The sequence below is a fragment of the Rummeliibacillus stabekisii genome (assembly GCF_007988965.1).
GTDB lineage: Bacteria > Bacillota > Bacilli > Bacillales_A > Planococcaceae > Rummeliibacillus > Rummeliibacillus stabekisii.
This window is the reverse complement of sequence record NZ_BJVD01000007.1, coordinates 60,396-78,040: the sequence shown is the minus strand read 5'-3', so window position 1 is coordinate 78,040 and position 17,645 is coordinate 60,396. Positions and strand designations below refer to the sequence as shown.

Annotated in this window: 15 protein-coding genes; 4 read left to right on the top strand and 11 right to left on the bottom strand. The window is 37.3% G+C overall.

The annotated features are described in order from the left end of the window. Positions 1 to 114: 114 nt before the first annotated feature. The 5 genes from RST01_RS11850 to RST01_RS11830 all read right to left on the bottom strand — a co-directional run bounded on the left by RST01_RS11850 (position 115) and on the right by RST01_RS11830 (position 4,508). Positions 115 to 717 (bottom strand): phosphatase PAP2 family protein, encoded by a 603-nt coding sequence (locus RST01_RS11850; protein ID WP_147197069.1) that lies wholly within the window; start codon positions 715 to 717, stop codon positions 115 to 117. A gap of 139 nt (positions 718 to 856) precedes the next feature. Then, positions 857 to 1,840 (bottom strand): siderophore ABC transporter substrate-binding protein, encoded by a 984-nt coding sequence (locus RST01_RS11845; protein ID WP_147197067.1) that lies wholly within the window; start codon positions 1,838 to 1,840, stop codon positions 857 to 859. Positions 1,841 to 1,856: 16 nt separating this feature from the next. Then, the gene (locus RST01_RS11840; protein ID WP_147197065.1) at positions 1,857 to 2,618 is read right to left on the bottom strand and encodes an iron ABC transporter ATP-binding protein; all 762 of its coding nucleotides are present in this window, start codon (positions 2,616 to 2,618) and stop codon (positions 1,857 to 1,859) included. Next, positions 2,615 to 3,565 carry an iron chelate uptake ABC transporter family permease subunit gene (locus RST01_RS11835; RefSeq protein WP_147197063.1) on the bottom strand — a complete coding sequence of 317 codons (951 nt, stop codon included), beginning with the start codon at positions 3,563 to 3,565 and terminating at the stop codon, positions 2,615 to 2,617. Before RST01_RS11835 ends, RST01_RS11840 begins: the two co-directional genes overlap by 4 nt. Then, positions 3,558 to 4,508 carry an ABC transporter permease gene (locus RST01_RS11830; RefSeq protein WP_066791983.1) on the bottom strand — a complete coding sequence of 317 codons (951 nt, stop codon included), beginning with the start codon at positions 4,506 to 4,508 and terminating at the stop codon, positions 3,558 to 3,560. Before RST01_RS11830 ends, RST01_RS11835 begins: the two co-directional genes overlap by 8 nt. A gap of 301 nt (positions 4,509 to 4,809) precedes the next feature. Between RST01_RS11830 and RST01_RS11825 the strand changes: the two genes are divergently transcribed. After that, a complete protein-coding gene (locus RST01_RS11825; protein WP_244946713.1) occupies positions 4,810 to 6,066 on the top strand; it encodes a mechanosensitive ion channel in 1,257 nt (418 codons plus the stop codon). Positions 6,067 to 6,216: 150 nt separating this feature from the next. On the opposite strand, the gene RST01_RS11820 is transcribed toward RST01_RS11825, so the two are convergent. From RST01_RS11820 to putP, 4 genes are all read right to left on the bottom strand, one after another. Then, positions 6,217 to 7,704, bottom strand: a complete 1,488-nt coding sequence (locus tag RST01_RS11820) for a peptide MFS transporter (protein ID WP_147197060.1) — start codon at positions 7,702 to 7,704, stop codon at positions 6,217 to 6,219. Positions 7,705 to 8,130: 426 nt separating this feature from the next. Next, a complete protein-coding gene (hflX, locus tag RST01_RS11815; RefSeq protein ID WP_147197059.1) occupies positions 8,131 to 9,396 on the bottom strand; it encodes a GTPase HflX in 1,266 nt (421 codons plus the stop codon). 115 nt (positions 9,397 to 9,511) lie between these two features. Further along, entirely contained in the window at positions 9,512 to 10,204 is a 693-nt protein-coding gene (locus RST01_RS11810) for a VOC family protein (RefSeq protein WP_147197057.1), read from the bottom strand. A 61-nt stretch (positions 10,205 to 10,265) separates the two neighbouring features. Next, a complete protein-coding gene (putP, locus tag RST01_RS11805) occupies positions 10,266 to 11,753 on the bottom strand; it encodes a sodium/proline symporter PutP (protein ID WP_147197055.1) in 1,488 nt (495 codons plus the stop codon). A 533-nt stretch (positions 11,754 to 12,286) separates the two neighbouring features. Here putP and nhaC point away from each other — a divergent pair. Then, complete coding sequence (gene nhaC, locus RST01_RS11800; RefSeq protein ID WP_147197053.1) at positions 12,287 to 13,684, top strand: Na+/H+ antiporter NhaC; 1,398 nt, start codon at positions 12,287 to 12,289, stop codon at positions 13,682 to 13,684. 50 nt (positions 13,685 to 13,734) lie between these two features. Beyond that, the gene (locus RST01_RS11795) at positions 13,735 to 14,895 is read left to right on the top strand and encodes a class I SAM-dependent methyltransferase (RefSeq protein WP_147197051.1); all 1,161 of its coding nucleotides are present in this window, start codon (positions 13,735 to 13,737) and stop codon (positions 14,893 to 14,895) included. Between the two features lie 50 nt (positions 14,896 to 14,945). Here RST01_RS11795 and rsiV read toward each other — a convergent pair whose 3' ends face one another. Further along, positions 14,946 to 15,863, bottom strand: coding sequence for an anti-sigma-V factor RsiV (rsiV, locus tag RST01_RS11790; RefSeq protein WP_147197049.1), 918 nt, complete (start codon positions 15,861 to 15,863; stop codon positions 14,946 to 14,948). 4 nt (positions 15,864 to 15,867) lie between these two features. Beyond that, on the bottom strand, positions 15,868 to 16,371 hold the full coding sequence (gene sigV / locus RST01_RS11785) for an RNA polymerase sigma factor SigV (RefSeq protein ID WP_147197047.1): 504 nt from the start codon (positions 16,369 to 16,371) through the stop codon (positions 15,868 to 15,870). Between the two features lie 408 nt (positions 16,372 to 16,779). On the opposite strand from sigV, the gene efeO reads away from it, so the two are divergent. Next, complete coding sequence (efeO, locus tag RST01_RS11780) at positions 16,780 to 17,643, top strand: iron uptake system protein EfeO (protein ID WP_147197045.1); 864 nt, start codon at positions 16,780 to 16,782, stop codon at positions 17,641 to 17,643. The last annotated feature ends 2 nt before the right edge of the window (positions 17,644 to 17,645 follow it).

The window sequence follows — 17,645 nt, the reverse complement described above, 5'->3', positions numbered from 1 at the left end:
TAAAATTTTGTTATTTACTAGATAAAAATGGAGAATAAGACTTCATTTGAATTATTGAAACCTCTATAAATAAACAATCCCCTTTGAGCTTTTCTGTTAGGGGATTGTTATGGACTACGTGTTTTGCCATTTTTTGCGACGTACATACCATGCCCAAACTATAACAAACCAAGCAAACCCCAATGCCCACCCTGCCGCTACATCTGAAGCGAAGTGCCTGCCTTCCGCGATACGTGACAAGCCGATTAATATAGCCAATAGTATTGCTACTAGCCATACAATTATTGAAAAAGTGCTCTTCCGTTTATCCTCAGTCATAAAATAAGCGAGGGTGAACAAAAAGAGGACACTCATCATCGCATGATTAGATGGAAAACTAAAGGATGCCAATTGATTAGGAATGTCTGGTCTAGTACGATGCACCCATTCTTTAATAAATTGATTAATCATATTTCCTCCGCCGATCGTCAACAGTGTAAACATCATGCCACGATAATTGCGATCGCGTATCCATAACCAAACTAGCAGCAAAACAGCGATCGTTAAGATAAATGTTTGTTCGCCAATATAATGGAAAGCAATAATAAATCCATTGCCCTTAAGTAAATGAGCTGCTACTAAATCGATTGTCGTTACCCATTCATTCTTTAAACTTATCCATAAAAAAATAAAAATAGCAAAAGCAAGAATGCCTAAGGAATACATGATTTTTGACATGCCCAATCCCCCCTTGTTTATTAGCATACCCTTTTATACACAAACCTACTTCATCTAACGCAAGCTACTCCAGAGTAGTTTCACTTTATCATACACACAAAAAAACACCTAGCCATCTTGGGCTAGGTGTTAACAATGATTATAAAGCCTTTTCTACTTCTTTAACCATTTCTTTTACAGATTGGATACCTCCACCAGATAAGTACCATACTTCTGGGTTTAAGTAGATCATTTTTCCATCTTTATAAGCAGTTGTTTTCTTTACAATATCGTTTTCGATATCTTTTTTCGCTGAAGCGCCTTCTGTTACAACAGCATCGCGGTCTACTACGAAGATGATATCTGGATTTTTCTCTAATACATATTCATACGAAACGTTTTGTCCATGAGTTGATACTTCAATGCCTTTATCTACTGGTTTAAAACCAAATACATCGTGAATCAAGCCGAAGCGTGAAGCAGGACCGTAAGCGCTGATTTTACCTTCAGAACCTAGGATAATTAGTGATTTTTTATCTAAACCTTTTGTTTCGCCTTGAACTTTTGCGATAGTTTCATCTACACTAGCAAGTTCTGTTTTCACTTGATCTTCTTTGCCGAAAATTTTGCCTGCTAATTCTGTGTTTTCTTTAAATGATTCCATATAGCGAGATGTATCTAAACCAACATAAACAGTTGGCGCAATTTTGCTGAATTCTTTATAAAGGCTAGCTTGGCGTCCAGAAATAAAGATAACATCAGGATTCAATGAAGCCAATTTTTCAAAATCTGGCTCTTTTAATGAACCAACGTTTTCGTAATCGCTACCTTCATATTTTTTCAAGTAACCAGGAATTGAATCTTGTGGAATACCTGCAACTTTTACACCAAGTGTATCAAGTGTATCTAAGAAGCCCATATCAAATACAACTACTTTTTTTGGGTTTTTCGGAACATCAACTTTATCTTTTACAGAATCAGATGAACCATCTTCATTTTGTACTCCAAAATCGTTTGTTACGGCAATTGTTTCTTTAGAACCGCTATTAGAATTCCCTTTATCTTTGCTAGAATCTTTTGAATTACATGCGCCTAGCACAAATAGAACTGCAAATACTAATGTTAGTAATGACCACTTTTTCATTTGTTTTTCCCCTTTATCATGAATTAAAATACACACAGATTCGACAGCTATTCATCTCTTGAATAGGTATATCCATATCGTATATTTCTTTGAGTGACGCGGAATTAATGATTTCACTGGTTGGCCCTTCTTTTACGACTTTTCCATCTTTGAGCGCCACAATAAAATCTGAATAAACGGATGCGAAGTTGATATCATGAAGTACAATCACTACAGTCTTGCCCAATTCATCAACAAGTTTACGCAAAATCTTCATGATTTGAACAGAATGTTTCATGTCCAGATTATTTAATGGTTCGTCTAGCAAAACATATTCGGTATCTTGAGCAATAACCATCGCGATAAATGCGCGTTGTCGTTGCCCACCAGACAATTCATCTAAATAATCATGTTGGATATCCTCTAAGTTCATATAATGAATGGCTTCATCAACTTTTTTTTGGTCCTCTTCAGTAAGATGGCCTTGCGAATATGGGAAGCGTCCAAAAGAAACGAGTTCACGAATGCTTAACCTAACATTCATAAAATTGGATTGTTTTAGAATAGATACGCGTTTTGCGAAATCATTGGACTTCACTCTCTTTACATCAGTGCTGTCTAACAATACTTCACCGGTATCCGCATCAAGTAAACGGCTCACCATCGACAATAGCGTCGATTTTCCGGCGCCATTTGGGCCAATAAAGGAAGTGATTTTACCTCTTTGTATATCAACACTTACCTTATCAACGACCATTTTCTTTCCAAAATACTTGGAAATCTCTTTTACTTGGATCATGCAGATCGACTCTCCTTCAATAATAAGTAAATAAAGTAGATACCACCGATGAAATTGATGATAACACTTAATGTTGTTGAGAATGTAAATACTCGCTCAACTATCCATTGGCCTCCGATTAATGCAACTAAACTCATAAATGACGCACCCGTAATCAAAATGGAATGCTTATACGTTTTGAAAAATTGATAAGATAAATTGGCTACTATCAAACCGAAGAATGTAATAGGCCCAACAAGTGCCGTTGATACTGAAATAAGTATCGCTGAGATGATCAGCATGCGCTTGACCACTTTATCATAAGGCACACCTAAATTAATCGCTGTATCTCGGCCGAGTGATAGAACGTCTAGTTGATTGATCATTCTAACACCATAGATCATGACAATCACAACTACCACTAATGCCAGCCATACGAGATCACCGTTGACATTATTGAAACTAGCAAACATTTTGTCTTGTACGCGGGTAAATTCATTTGGATCAATCAAAACTTCCATAAAAGTCGTGATACTTCCTAAGAACGTCCCCACAATTATGCCCACTAACAGCAAAAAGTAAATCGGTTTCCCGCCAGCGCGAAATAAAAATTGGTATAGGATTAGCGCAAAGCCTATCATAACGACAACTGACACAAAGAAGTTCACTTGCGCGTTCATAATGATAATATGGCCAGATCCAAAAAAGAAAATAATAAACGTTTGCAAAAGCAAATATAGAGAATCTAACCCCATAATACTTGGAGTCAAAATACGGTTATGCGTAATCGTTTGGAAAATGACCGTTGAATAAGCGATAGAAACACCTGTCAAAGCCATTGCCAAAATCTTAATTACTCTCCGAGGCAATATGTAATCATAATTGCCGTTCAAGCCTTGGAAAATATACAGTGCGCTAAATATAAGCGCAACGCCTAGCAATATTGCTAATTTAATACTATTACGCATACGCCTTCCCCCTAAACAACAAGAATAGGAAGACTGCACTGCCTATGACGCCTACCATTAAGCTGATAGAAATCTCATATGGATAGATAAGGACACGGCCTAATATATCGCAGATTAAGAGGAATATAGCTCCTAAAAGCGCAGTATGTGGCAGTGTTTTTTGCAAGTGGTCTCCTTTAAAAATGGAGACAATATTGGGAATGATCAATCCTAAAAATGGAATCATACCAACTGTTAAAACAACAGTAGTAGTAACTAAAGCAACAAGGATTAAGCCGAAATTAACGATACGTTTATAAGCAAGCCCTAGGTTTTTTGCAAAATCTTCACCCATTCCAGCCACTGTAAAACGGTTGGCATAGAAGTAGGCGATAATCAATACAGGCACACTAATATAAAGCAGTTCGTAGCGACCTTTCATGATCATCGAGAAGTCACCTTGTAGCCATGTTGAGATATTTTGGATCACATTGGACTTATAAGCAAAGAACGTCGTGATAGAAGACAATATATTCCCAAACATCAATCCGACAAGCGGTATGAAAATCGCATCTTTAAATTTAATACGGTCCAATATTTGCATAAATAATAATGTGCCGGCAAGCGCAAATACGAAGGATACCGCCATTTTTTCAAGCATCGAAGCGTTTGCAAATAACAGCATCGATACAAGAATCCCTAAACGAGTAGCATCTAATGTACCAGCCGTTGTAGGCGATACGAATTTATTGCGGCTCAAACTTTGCATAATTAAGCCTGCAATACTCATACCAAAGCCCGCCAAAATAATCGCAACCAATCTTGGTACGCGACTGATGAGGAAAATTTGTGTCTTTTCTGAATGTAAGTTTAATAAGTCCTTTGGTGTGATATCACTTACCCCCACAAAGAGAGAGATAAGAGACAACACAACAAGTGCTATCAATAAATATCGTTTTTTCATGGCAATCCCGTCTACTTCCTCTTCCTTTATTAGGTGATACATCTGCAAATGAAAATCATTATCACTTGCTCCTACTTAATTATAGCATCTGAATATTATATTTCAACCGTTAATTGAAAATGATTATCAAAAGGATTTATATATTATAGATTAGTATTTCTTTCGTTATCATAGTACGTAAAGTAATACTTAAACCTCGACGAAGTGAAAAATCTCTTTATTCGACAATATGTTTATTCCTAGTAGACAAGGGTAATAAAGTCGATATCAACAGGAATATTTTATATTTGGAGGTAAAAAGATGGTCAATCGATTTACAGGTGAATTTCATGACATGTGGTACAGAGTAGCAAACTTTATTCCCAATATTTTAGGAGCTATTCTGCTACTGGTCGTAGCTTGGCTTGTTGCAACTCTTATCCAAGCTATTTTTACAAAAGGCCTCAAAAAAATCGGCGCAACACGAGCAATGACGAGAGCTCATATGGCAACTGATGATAGGGACGCCCACAATAAGCTCAATTCTATTGGTAAAATACTTTACTATCTTGTGTTCATATTGTTCTTGCCGAGCGTATTAGATCAGTTGAGAATGAATTCAGTAGCGAATCCTATTTCTAATATGATGGATAAAACACTCGATTTCCTACCTAACTTATTCATGGCTGCTATTATTTTAGTGATTGGTTACTTTGTAGCCAAATTTGTCCGCAACATCGTTTCTATGATCTTAGGAACAATCAACATTGATAAATGGTTCAATAAATTGACCAAACGTGGAAACGGAGAAGTAATGTCTCCTGATAGTAAAACTACGCTTACCAATGTACTGTCTAACGTTGTTTTCATTTTAATCCTGATTCCGATTGTCACTGTTGCACTTGAAACACTTGGAATCGACTCCATTACACGTCCAGTTACTGCTATGTTAAATGAAGTGCTCAATATGATTCCAAATATTTTTGTAGCGGTTATATTAATCCTTATTGGTATCGTTCTAGCACGTTTTATTGGAGAATTGCTTAGCAATCTCTTAAAAGGCACAGGCATCGACGATGTATCAAAATATTTAAATCAAAAACAACAATCATCTATGCCATCATTTGATATTGCCACAATTATTGGTAAAGTTGTGCAAGTACTTATTATTATATTCTTTACAGTTGAAGGACTCAATGTTTTGCATCTAGAAGTTCTACAAGATATCGGTATGGCTGTTATTAGCTACCTGCCACTTCTATTAAGTGCACTCGTTATTATTTTGCTTGGCTTTATCGGCTCTACCCTTCTTGGCAACTATATTCGCCAAACTACAGGCAATCGTTTATTTGGCGGCATAGTTAAGTATGCCATTCTTATCATGGCAATCTTTATGGCCCTTTCACAATTGCACTTCGGTACAAGCATTGTCAATCTAGCCTTCTTGTTCGTCATAGCTGGCCTTTCAGTGGCATTTGCCCTATCATTTGGGCTTGGCGGTCGAGAATTTGCTAGTCGCCAACTGCAAAAGTTTGAAGCGAAAATGGAGAAAGAAAGTAAGAATTCAAAAGACGAATAAACGCTCCATCATTAAAGCCTAATTTCTAAATAAGGAAATTAGGCTTTAATATTATCTTAATGGAAATAAAATAAAAAGCTTGCCTGCAAACCATATAAACTGATTTACAAGCAAGCTTATTTTAAAATCGCTATAAAGCGAATTTCGATTTTATTTAATATCGCCCATTTTTTTAGAGATCCATGGACTTAGTATTAACATGATGATAAATAATGCAACGGAAGCACCGCCAAGGAATCCGAAGTATTGTACCTCAGAAATTTTATCAAACAACTTAGCTAATTGAGCATTCAATGCTTGTGCTGCAGTACTAGTCAAGAACCATAGTGACATTGTTTGCGCAGCAAATGCAGCCGGAGCTAATTTTGTTGTTGCCGATAAACCAACCGGTGACATTAATAATTCACCTACTACTACTAAGAAGAATGAAATAACGATCCACCATGGGCTAATTAACTCTGTACCGCCTGAAGAGATTGCTGGAATAATCATAATCAAGAATGATGCCCCTGCAAACAACAAGGAGAATGAGAATTTAATTGGCGTAGATGGTTGACGATTGCCCAGTTTCATCCAAATAGCCGCAAAGATTGGTGCCATTGTAATAATGAATAATGGGTTCAATGATTGGAACCATGGTGCTGGGATATTATAGGAGCCAATTGATAAGTCTGTACGCTGCTTAATATAAGTAGCAAGTATAGTAGAACCTTGCTCTTGAATAACCCAGAACATTGTACCAGTAATAAACAAAGGGATGTATGCAAGAAGGTGAGACTTTTCTTTCGCTTCTGTTTTCTTACTAGTAAACATCCAAATGAAAACACAAATTGGTGCTAATAAACCAATGACTGTAAAGAAGTTAACTACATTGTTAATTGTAATGAGGCCAACCATTGCCGCAATAACAACTAAAATTGCTATAATTACTAGGGAAATTATGAAATTCTTAATGATTTTCCCACGTTCAACATCAGTCAGTGGATTTTTAGGTTCCATACCTGCTAGTCCTAATTTTTGCTTTTGATTATGTGTATAGAAGAATAATCCAATTGCCATACCAATAGCAGCAACACTAAAACCAACGTGATAGTTGTATTCCTCTTTTACAGCACCTACAACTAATGGAGCGATAAATGCCCCTGCATTAATTCCCATGTAGAAAATATTAAAGCCTGCATCGCGACGATTGTCACCTTCGGCATAAATTTCACCAACAATTGAAGATACGTTTGGTTTCAATAAACCTGTACCTAGAATAATAAATACCATTGAAGTGAATAAGAATGGCAAACCTCCAGGAATCGCCAGACATATATGTCCAACAATAATTAATATACCACCCCAGAATGAAGTTCTTCTTGTTCCTAATAAGCGGTCAGCAACCCATCCGCCAATAATACCTGACATATAAACTAATGAGCCGTAGATTGCCATAATGGAAGAGGCAGTAGTTTCACTAAGGCCTAAACCGCCGTTTTTCACGGTATCGTACATGAAATAAATCAGAATTGCTTTCATTCCGTAATATGAGAAACGCTCCCAGAATTCAGTAAAGAATAAACTAAACAGGCCTTTTGGATGACCAAAGAATCCCTTTTGAGGGACTGATTTAACGATTTCCTCTCTTGTTGCCATAAGAAACTCTCCTTCTTTCAATATAAAAAATAGTCCAACAATTCTAACTATAAACTATATCTCTTTTCATAACTTTAAAGTTTAGTGAAGTATGTTGTCCATTATACATGCACACTTGTGTTATGTCAAAAAAATTTTTCATGGTGGAAAATTTTATATTTTCTGATTTCACATGGGGTAACCGCACGTTTTTCCCTATTATTCAATAGTATTATTAATTATTAAATAAATATGTATATTTAAAAATAAAATATTAAAAAAACAATAGAGTTTAATGTGTATGCTCTATAAATACAAATAACCTTGTCCGACTTAGTAGCATAATCCCTATTCCAAAGGAAAGACTGTAATCATGCTTTATAATACCTGCACGTTTACAGTCTCATTATATTTCTAGGTCCCTTGTGAATTTGCTAAGCATGAGGACTAAATTAAGTATTGCTTGTACTTTTGCATAATAGCTTCCTTCACTTCTGCTTTGACGACTGTTCCTGACTCCTCATAGGATGTCTCCAGTATATGGGCATGCTCATTTAAGTAAGAAACGATCTCTCCCCTTTCATACGGGATGCAGAGTGTGCAGGTAACATAATCTTTAAAAATATGGCTGCGAATGAGCTGTAGCAATTCATCTATGCCTTTTCTTTCCTTAGCTGACATCCATATCTGATTGTGATTGGTGTATGGGTAGGCCAAGTTTGCAAGATCTGCTTTATTGAAGACATTGATTGTTGGAACATCTACTACACCAACTGCTTCAAGCGTATCATTGGTGACTTCCATCATATATTGATTTTCCGGATTAGAGGCATCTACCACATGAAGCAACAAATCCGCATCTCTAGCTTCTTCCAATGTTGAACGAAAAGCTTTTACTAAATGGTGAGGTAATTTGCTGACAAAGCCAACTGTATCCGTCAGTAAAAAGCTCTTGTTATCAGGCAATGAAATCTGTCTTACAGAAGTCTCCAATGTTGCAAAGAGCATATTTTTTTCAAATACTTGCTTGTGCTCTTCCTGGCTTGTATTTTGAAGCAGCTGATTCATGATAGTCGATTTACCAGCATTTGTGTAGCCGACAATGGAAACAATAGGAATTTCGCTTTTCCGTCGTTGCTTCCTTTGCGTTTCTCGCTGTTCTTTTACGCTCTCCAGCTCTTTATGAAGCTTAGCAATTTGATCTTCAATTTTACGTCGATCCAGCTCCAGCTTTGTTTCGCCGGCACCTCTGTTTTTGAAACCACCGCCTGTACCGCCGCCCTGCCTACTTAATGAATCGCGAAGACCAACTAATCTTGGCAGCATATATTGCAATTGTGCGAGTTCCACTTGCATTTGCGCTTCCTTCGACTTGGCGCGCCTTGCAAAAATATCCAGGATGAGCATCGTCCGGTCAATTACCTTACATTCCAGGTCTCTTTCAAGATTTCGTATTTGAGATGGAGATAATTCATCATCAAAGATGACTAAGTTTGCATCAACTGCTTCATAATATCTTTTGATTTCTTCTATTTTACCAGTCCCTACATAGTGTGAAGGATTGACTCGTTCTAAATTTTGCGTAACTACACCCACTACTTCTACATTCAATGCCTCAGCTAAATTTCCAAGCTCTTCAATTGAGTAGTCAAAGTGCAAATCATTATGTAGATTGACTCCAACTAATACCGCCTTTTCTTGCAATTCTTCCATGTATGTTCCTCCCTCATGCGACTGGATGCTAAAAGAAAGGAGAGCAGATAAACCACTCTCCTTTTCCTTTTCTTCTATATATTATGTCCATCCTATCACAAGAAATGTTTACGATTCAAATTTTCCCTAATTCAATATTGTGCAAACGTTCCTTCTGTTCATTAAAAGCTTGGAATACAAATGTTGTGTTAGGAAGTCTTAGTGTGTTGCCGTTTACCGGCAAAGATAGAAGTCTCGACCATTGAGTAATTTTTTGATCGGTGTTTCTTACATTGAACAGACAGCGTTCAATAAACAGTTTCTCATTTGCCTCTTGTACCATCCCAGTTGCTTTTAGATTTTGGTACCTTACTTCTATAGGCTGCTCCCATTGGATGAAAAATGGGTATGGCAGATCATCCCCAATCCTCTGCTCAATAAACAGCATTTTCCATCTTAATAGCTCACCATCTTGTGTTTTTCTTTCTGCCGGAATGACACCCGTTGTCCGGTACCCAAGCTTCCGGAAATAAATATTTTTCTCTTCTATACTATCTGTTCTTAGACATAACGTATAAAAACCTTCACCGCCAGGCAAATCATAGAGCAGTTGTTGCACTAACGGCTGGGAAGATTTTCGAGCCACTGATTCATCTTCAACTGCTAAATACTCGATATAACTATCTCTTGTGTATAATAATGCATTATGAGTTCCCCACTGAAGGTGTTGTCCACCAATAACAGGATGGAGACTTTCAATCGACACTTCTTTTGTAATTTCTTCTGGCGTTTTTTTCGTAAAATAAACCACATGATCGAGTTCAAACATATTTAGACACCCCTTAGAAAAAAGCCTGCAGCTTTTCAGATACTACAGGCAATTTTTTAGTTTATTTTCTTTTTTCTTCCGCTAATAGATCAACTGTACTGTCAAATTCCTCTTCAATCTCTTGATTTGGTCTATATGTCAATAAACTGACAATAACTGCAACGATCAGACAGACAAGGAATCCTGGAACAATTTCATACAGACTATTGTGCAAGGTTTTAATAGATCCCCAGACATAAGCGGTGATGGCACCAGTGACCATACCCGCAAGTGCTCCCCAGTTCGTAATCTTCTTCCAATACAATGTAAGCAATATTACTGGACCAAACGCTGACCCAAAGCCCGCCCAGGCAAATGATACCAAGTCTAATATTTTATTATCTTGATTCCAAGCAAGAGCAATCGCTAGAAGGGATACAATCAATACAGCCATTCTGCCTAAAAATACATAATGCTTATCAGTTGCATTGGTTTTAAACACAGCTTTATAGATATCTTCTACTAAAGCAGAAGACGTTACAATCAATTGAGAAGAAATCGTACTCATAATCGCAGCCAGTATCGCTGCTAACATAATTCCTGCGATAAATGGATGGAACAGTATTTGGCCTAAAGCAATAAATACGGTTTCAGGATTTTTCAGTTCTAAACCATTTTGTTGATAATAAGCAATCCCGATTAAAGCAGTGGCGATAGCTCCAAACAAACTTAAGAACATCCATCCAATGCCGATTCGTCTCGCTTGTTTTGTTTCTTTCACACTACTAATCGCCATAAAACGTACGATAATATGTGGCTGACCAAAATAGCCTAACCCCCATGCTACTGCTGAGATGACCCCTGTTACGGTCGCTCCCGTTAGAAAGCTTAATCGATTTGGATCTACTTCACGTATCGATTGAGCAGTGTCTGAAAACCCACCCGTGAGGAACAATCCGAAAATTGGGACTATAATAAGTGCTAAGAACATGACAAGCCCTTGAATAAAATCTGTATAACTCACAGCTAAGAAACCGCCAAACAATGTATAGGCTATCACAACTCCTGAAGTTACCAATAACCCTGTATGGTAATTAAAGCCGAATGAGCTTTCAAAGAAGACTCCTCCCGTTACCATTCCAGAAGAAACGTAGAAAGTAAAAAAGACTAAGATAATTAATCCAGAAGCAATACGAAGCAACTTTGTTTTATCTTTCAAACGGTTATCTAAATAACTCGGTATCGTAATAGAATTATTCGCTACTTGCGTATACATCCTAAGTCTAGGAGCAACAAATAGCCAGTTTAGATAAGCACCTACTGTCAGCCCTATTGCCATCCAAGCTTCCATCAAACCGCCTACGTAGATGGCGCCCGGCAATCCCATTAAAAGCCATCCCGACATATCCGCAGCACCTGCACTTAAGGCGGTAACTGCCGGACCTAGTGAGCGCCCTCCTAACATATAGTCTGTTAAACTGGACGTTTTACGAAACGCATACCAGCCAATCACCAGCATGGCAATCATATAAATCAATATTGCCAGCAATTGATACATATGATCCGACATAGAAATTCCTCCTTTTTCTCTACTATATTCATTCTTTCTTCCATTTACATCTTGCTCTATGGAATATGTAAAAAAGAATTCATTGAATCTACTAAAAATTGATTCAATTTCATTTATCTTAACATATTACTTTATCCAATAAAAATACGAAAGCACGCATCCCCACTAGGTTTACCTGTACTTTACTTTTATTATTTTAACTCCTTTCTGAGCTCGAATTTTTCCATCTTATTCTTTTTCTTTAAATCATATTGACGTAAGCAAATAAAGTGGTAAAATACTTTATAACTTCAACGCGTTGAATCGCAAAAGTGAATAAATGCAAGTGATGGAATTAAAGTAGCATTGGTAAGTACAGCAAAAAGAAACTTGGCGGGTGATGTAAGCCAAGGTTTTACCAATCGTGAATTACACCATGGATGCTTGTATTTCCGAGAGTGGCCAAGAAAGCTTTGGCAATAAGGGTGGTACCGCGGAGTTTCCCTTCGTCCCTTACTAAAATTTTTTATTAAGAGATTAGGAGGAACGATGAGATGTTTCGTATAGAAGCAAAAATGATGCCGCGTTTTCTAGAGGCAGTTAGTTTAATTGTTGTTATTATTGCCATTATGGCTCTATGTATCGCAAAATTGGATGCCCCCCCGCATATGCCGATTCTCATATCAATTATGTTATTAATGGTGTATGGGCTGTTTAAAAAAGTAGCTTATAAAGAATTAGAAAAAGGGCTGATTGAGGGCGCTTCCGCAGGACTTGGCGCTATCTTTATATTTTTCTTTATTGGAGTGCTAATTAGCAGCTGGTTGATGAGTGGCACAATTCCTACTTTTATCTACCTGGGCTTTGAATTAATCACGCCCCACTTCTTTTATGCCATTGTTTTCCTTGTGACCTGTATGGTTGGCGTTGCTATCGGCAGCTCACTTACGACAACAGCAACAGTTGGTGTAGCGTTTATTGGCATGGCAAGCGCAATGGATATCTCACTTGCTGTCACTGCCGGCGCGATTGTTTCAGGTGCATTTTTTGGAGATAAGATGTCTCCCCTGTCCGATACCACCAACCTGTCTTCAGCTATAGTGGGTGTCGACTTATTTGTTCATATAAAGAATATGTGCTGGACAACGGTTCCCGCATTTATCCTATCATTCATACTGTATGCAATAATGTCACCGACGGCAACGCTGCATAATAAATCCAAAATCGCATCCTTCCAGCAAGGCTTATTGGATACAGGAATGATCCATTGGTACACATTCATACCACTGGTTATCCTTATTCTATTAACATTAAAAAAGGCACCGGCCATTATGACCTTAGCAGCCAGTTCTGCAGTTGCCATTGTCATCACATACTTCCATCATACTTACGGAGCGGGAGATGTAATGAATATTCTATTCAATGGTTATACTTCTGAAACAGGTATTCAAGATATTGACTCATTATTAACACGTGGTGGCATTAACAGCATGATGTTTACGATTGGGCTTGTTATATTGGCTCTCAGCATGGGCGGCTTGTTATTTACATTAGGCATTGTCCAAACAATCCTTCTGAAGGTAGAAACCATTTTCAGGAGTATCGGTTCCGTCATTACTGGGGCTGCCCTTACTGCTGTATCAATCAATACACTAATTGGGGAACAATATTTGTCCATCCTGCTTACGAGTGAAGCATTCCAGTCGCAATTTCAAAAAGTTGGCTTACAAAATAAGAACTTAGCACGTGTAGCAGAGGATGCCGGCACTGTCGTGAACCCACTGATTCCTTGGAGCGTGTGCGGTATTTTTATTACAAAGGTATTGGGTGTACCTACAATTGATTACTTGCCATTCGCATTGTTCTGTTTGCTGTCACCTATTCTTACCATCGTATTTGGCTGGACTGGCAAGACACTCAGTTATCTGCCAAAGGAGCAGGTGAAAAATTAAATTTATGGTACAATACATGGAGCAATTAAATCATAAAGAAGGCGATATTATTGGACTTTAATGAAATGAAACAACAGCTCCTCGAGCAATTAACGGATGAATTGCTAGTGACTGCAACGATCAGCCAGCCACGCGCAAAATCAAATGAACTAAAGCGCGTGAAGCTAAAGCCTTTAATGCTCAAAGGGATTTACCATATCCAACTTGAATACCAGACGGCACAGACCATTAAGCATGAAAATATAACGAAGGATCAAATCGCTTCATACCTAGACAGCTTATTTGATCAATTCCGCCAATTCCAAGGCGAAATGACGACTGAAAAAATACATGTACAGCTTTCGAAGAAAAACAAAGTGTTATGGAAAGCAGAAAAAACAGAAGCCAAATCAGTTGATTTACAACATAACAGAAAGAAAAATTATTTGTTAAACCCTGATACTCCCTACCCTTTCCTGATTCGGCTAGGTGTTCAATCGCCTGAAGGAAAAGTAAAAAACCAAAAATACGATAAGTTCAAACAAATAAATCGCTTCATTGAATTTATTCATGATTCTCTGGATTACTTGCCAAAGGATCGCACCATTCGAATTTTAGACTTCGGTTCCGGCAAATCTTATTTAACATTCGCTTTATACCATTATTTAAAGATTGAACAGGGCTTAGATATTCGTGTCACGGGCTTAGATCTGAAAAAAGATGTAATTGAAGAATGCAGCCAAATTGCGAAGGATCTTCAATATGATGGGCTAGAATTTTTAGTTGGGGATATCAATGATTATAACGATGAAAATACAGTTGATATGGTCGTCACACTGCATGCATGCGATGTAGCAACAGATATGGCATTAGCACGCGCTGTAAAATGGGGAGCAAGCGTTATCTTAAGCGTCCCTTGTTGCCAGCATGAATTAAATCGCCAACTCCAATCACCTCAGTTGGACATCATGCTGCAGCATGGCTTGATCAAAGAACGATTCGCTTCCCTTGCCACAGACTCAATTCGTGCCGAAATTCTAAAGCTTGTTGGCTATGATGCGCAACTGCTCGAATTCATCGATATGGAACATACGCCTAAAAACATTTTGATTCGTGCGTACTATACTGGTGCAAAGCCAAAGCAAGAACAGCGGAAACGTTATGAAGACTTTACAGCGTTTTTATCTGCCGAACCGTTCTTGGAAAAAGAATTGAAAGAATACCTTAAATAATAAAAACCGTAGCTTAACAGGTGATCCTGGTTATGCTACGGTTTTTTGCATCACTTAATATATTTATTGCTCACTAAATCTTTTTCAATCACATGCGTTGGGATAGTAAATTTCACAACACCCATATATCCAGGAGCTACTTCATATTCATCGAAGGCAATCACCAATTGATGTTTTTTATTGATATAGAAGTTTTGATTCGTTTTAATGCTTTCGAATAGTTCATCCTCTGCCAAATCATCAACTGGCACACCTGCACCGCGTACCCAATATACTTTTTCTTGGTTGGATTCTTTGATTTCTTTAATCATTTCACCTTTTATATAACTTGAAATGTGATCAACATAAGCTTTGTCTTTAAATAACATTGGTAATGATAATACAATCTTGTTTTCTTTATCAATCGTATCGTATTTCATTGTAGTCGAAGAAGAAGCTGCAGTTTGTTCCTCATAGCGTTCAATCGTTAGTAGTTGTTGATCGTTCAAGAGTACTTTATAGCCGCTGTCTACGCTATAATGCCCCCCGCCTTTTTTCTCTAAATCTTTTACTGTTTTCTCATAATGGCTATAAAGCTTTTGTCCATCTGCAATGTAACGCTCGTTTAGTGTTTGTTCTAATTTTTTATTATCTAAGCCTTTTACGTTGGCAACTTTAATATCTGCTCCATAGTTCTTGTCATTTTCCTTATATTCACGGAAGGTTAGAACCTGCGTAACCTTGCCAATCACCGGTATATCGTTAACCGTTTGTGCTAAAGCAGGACTTGTATTTAATCCAACTGTAAAGATGGCTGCTGCTGCTGCAACACTTCCCACCCATTTCGTTACGACCGTTGGCATTTTTTTATGATTCTTCATCTTTTCTTTCTTCCCTTTCATTATTGCTGCCTCGACAATATCATCCAGTTCATCTGGAACGCGGGCATTCTGATATTGTTTTTTCAATTCATTTAGCTTTTTGTCCATCATCTCATCCTTCTTCCTGTTCCATATCGATACGCAAAATTTTTAAAGCTTTATATAAACGAGTTTTAATGGTATTTGAATTTTCATTTAAGATATAGGCAACTTCCTCAATCTTGAGATCTTCAAAATAGCGAAGGATCACAATTTCCCGATACTTTGTCGGAAGTCGTTCTAATGCGCCAGCTAAATCTAGATTTTCATACTGGTCTTCACTAGACGATGAGAGATAGAGCAATGTCTCGTCATCTGTCACTTGAACTCTGCGAAATTTTTTTAGGAAATCGAGCGATGTATTTATAACAATTCGATAAAACCAACTTTTCAATTTTTCCTTGTTCAGCAGTTGCTGATAGTTTTGCATTGCTTTTTGAATACTGTCTTGAACAATATCCAACGCATCTTGCTCGTTTTTAACATAACTGTATGCAAGCCAGTATAATTGTTTTTTATTTTGCCTGATCCACTCTACTAGATCATCGTCATAGAACAATTGCTTTTTTCTTTTCATTTTAGGAGCTCCTTTAGATCATCACGTGTATACATTAAAAAGACGTCGCACATGTAGTAGAAAGTTTTAATAACTTTTTAATTCATCCTTATATATTGTTTCTTTAAAAGAGAAATATATGAACTGCTATTATATAAGAAGATACACTGTTTTAATATTTATAAAAAAAACAAAATAATGTTATTTTATCTAATGAATTCTAATTATCTTTCTAAATATTTTTGCCCCTATTAATTTTTATTAAAAGTTCAGAAAAACAACTATTGCTTTTTCTTTTGATAATGATTATCATTACTAACAGAAAACAGATTCGTGCTTAATTTTTATTCCCCTCCCCTTATATAGCCGCTCCAAATTGGGCAGGGATTTTTTAGCTATTATTCCATATGAGAAAGAAGGATTATTTTAATGAAAGCAACTCCATTCGCAGCGGTCCTGCTTGCAGGAAGCATTTTAATGACAGGGTGCAATAATTCAGATGATACGAAGACTAGCTCTGCCGCAAAAAAAGAGGAAACAACTACTTCTTCTACAAATTTACAAAAGGAAGTGGATGCATATAAAAAGTTTGCGCTTGGCCAAATGGACCATTTCATCGTTGAAACAGATAAGTTTGTGAAAGCCGTAAAAGCAGGCGACATAAAAAAAGCGAAGGAAATTTACCCTGTGGCTCGTATGTATTTTGAACGCTCTGAACCAATTGCAGAAAGCTTCGGTGACCTTGATCCTCGGATTGACGCACGTTTGGCAGATTTAAAAGAGGAAGGACAAGGAGTAGAAGACTGGACTGGTTACCACAAGATTGAATATGGCTTATGGAAAGAAAATAAAACAAAAGGCTATGAAAAAACAGCTGATCAGCTGCTAGCAGACTCTAAGGAATTGCGCGCACGTGTGGAAACAGTTGAAGTAACCCCTGATACAATGCTAACTGGTGCAGTGGACTTGCTAAATGAAGTATCTACATCGAAGATTACCGGCGAAGAAGAAATCTATTCTCACACAGATTTATATGACTTCAAAGCAAACGTCGAAGGTGCTGAAAAAATCTTCACTATCTTGAAAGACCAAATTGAAAATAAAGACCCTAAATTAGTCAAAGATTTAACTGAAAAATTCGAAGCAGTCAATGATCTATTAGCTAAATATCAAACAAAAGATGGCGGCTATATCTCTTATACCAAACTTACAAAAGAAGATACCAAGGCTTTATCTGAAGCAGTGAACCACTTAGGTGAACCATTAAGCCAAATGGGCATTATTATGGAGTGATT

What these genes read in the sequence shown, in the direction of transcription:
- RST01_RS11850 (WP_147197069.1), bottom strand. Translation starts at nt 717, where the DNA reads ATGTCAAAAATCATGTATTCCTTAGGCATTCTTGCTTTTGCTATTTTT.
- RST01_RS11845 (WP_147197067.1), bottom strand. Translation starts at nt 1,840, where the DNA reads ATGAAAAAGTGGTCATTACTAACATTAGTATTTGCAGTTCTATTTGTG.
- RST01_RS11840 (WP_147197065.1), bottom strand. Translation starts at nt 2,618, where the DNA reads ATGATCCAAGTAAAAGAGATTTCCAAGTATTTTGGAAAGAAAATGGTC.
- RST01_RS11835 (WP_147197063.1), bottom strand. Translation starts at nt 3,565, where the DNA reads ATGCGTAATAGTATTAAATTAGCAATATTGCTAGGCGTTGCGCTTATA.
- RST01_RS11830 (WP_066791983.1), bottom strand. Translation starts at nt 4,508, where the DNA reads ATGAAAAAACGATATTTATTGATAGCACTTGTTGTGTTGTCTCTTATC.
- RST01_RS11825 (WP_244946713.1), top strand. Translation starts at nt 4,810, where the DNA reads ATGGTCAATCGATTTACAGGTGAATTTCATGACATGTGGTACAGAGTA.
- RST01_RS11820 (WP_147197060.1), bottom strand. Translation starts at nt 7,704, where the DNA reads ATGGCAACAAGAGAGGAAATCGTTAAATCAGTCCCTCAAAAGGGATTC.
- hflX (WP_147197059.1), bottom strand. Translation starts at nt 9,396, where the DNA reads ATGGAAGAATTGCAAGAAAAGGCGGTATTAGTTGGAGTCAATCTACAT.
- RST01_RS11810 (WP_147197057.1), bottom strand. Translation starts at nt 10,204, where the DNA reads ATGTTTGAACTCGATCATGTGGTTTATTTTACGAAAAAAACGCCAGAA.
- putP (WP_147197055.1), bottom strand. Translation starts at nt 11,753, where the DNA reads ATGTCGGATCATATGTATCAATTGCTGGCAATATTGATTTATATGATT.
- nhaC (WP_147197053.1), top strand. Translation starts at nt 12,287, where the DNA reads ATGTTTCGTATAGAAGCAAAAATGATGCCGCGTTTTCTAGAGGCAGTT.
- rsiV (WP_147197049.1), bottom strand. Translation starts at nt 15,863, where the DNA reads ATGGACAAAAAGCTAAATGAATTGAAAAAACAATATCAGAATGCCCGC.
- sigV (WP_147197047.1), bottom strand. Translation starts at nt 16,371, where the DNA reads ATGAAAAGAAAAAAGCAATTGTTCTATGACGATGATCTAGTAGAGTGG.
- efeO (WP_147197045.1), top strand. Translation starts at nt 16,780, where the DNA reads ATGAAAGCAACTCCATTCGCAGCGGTCCTGCTTGCAGGAAGCATTTTA.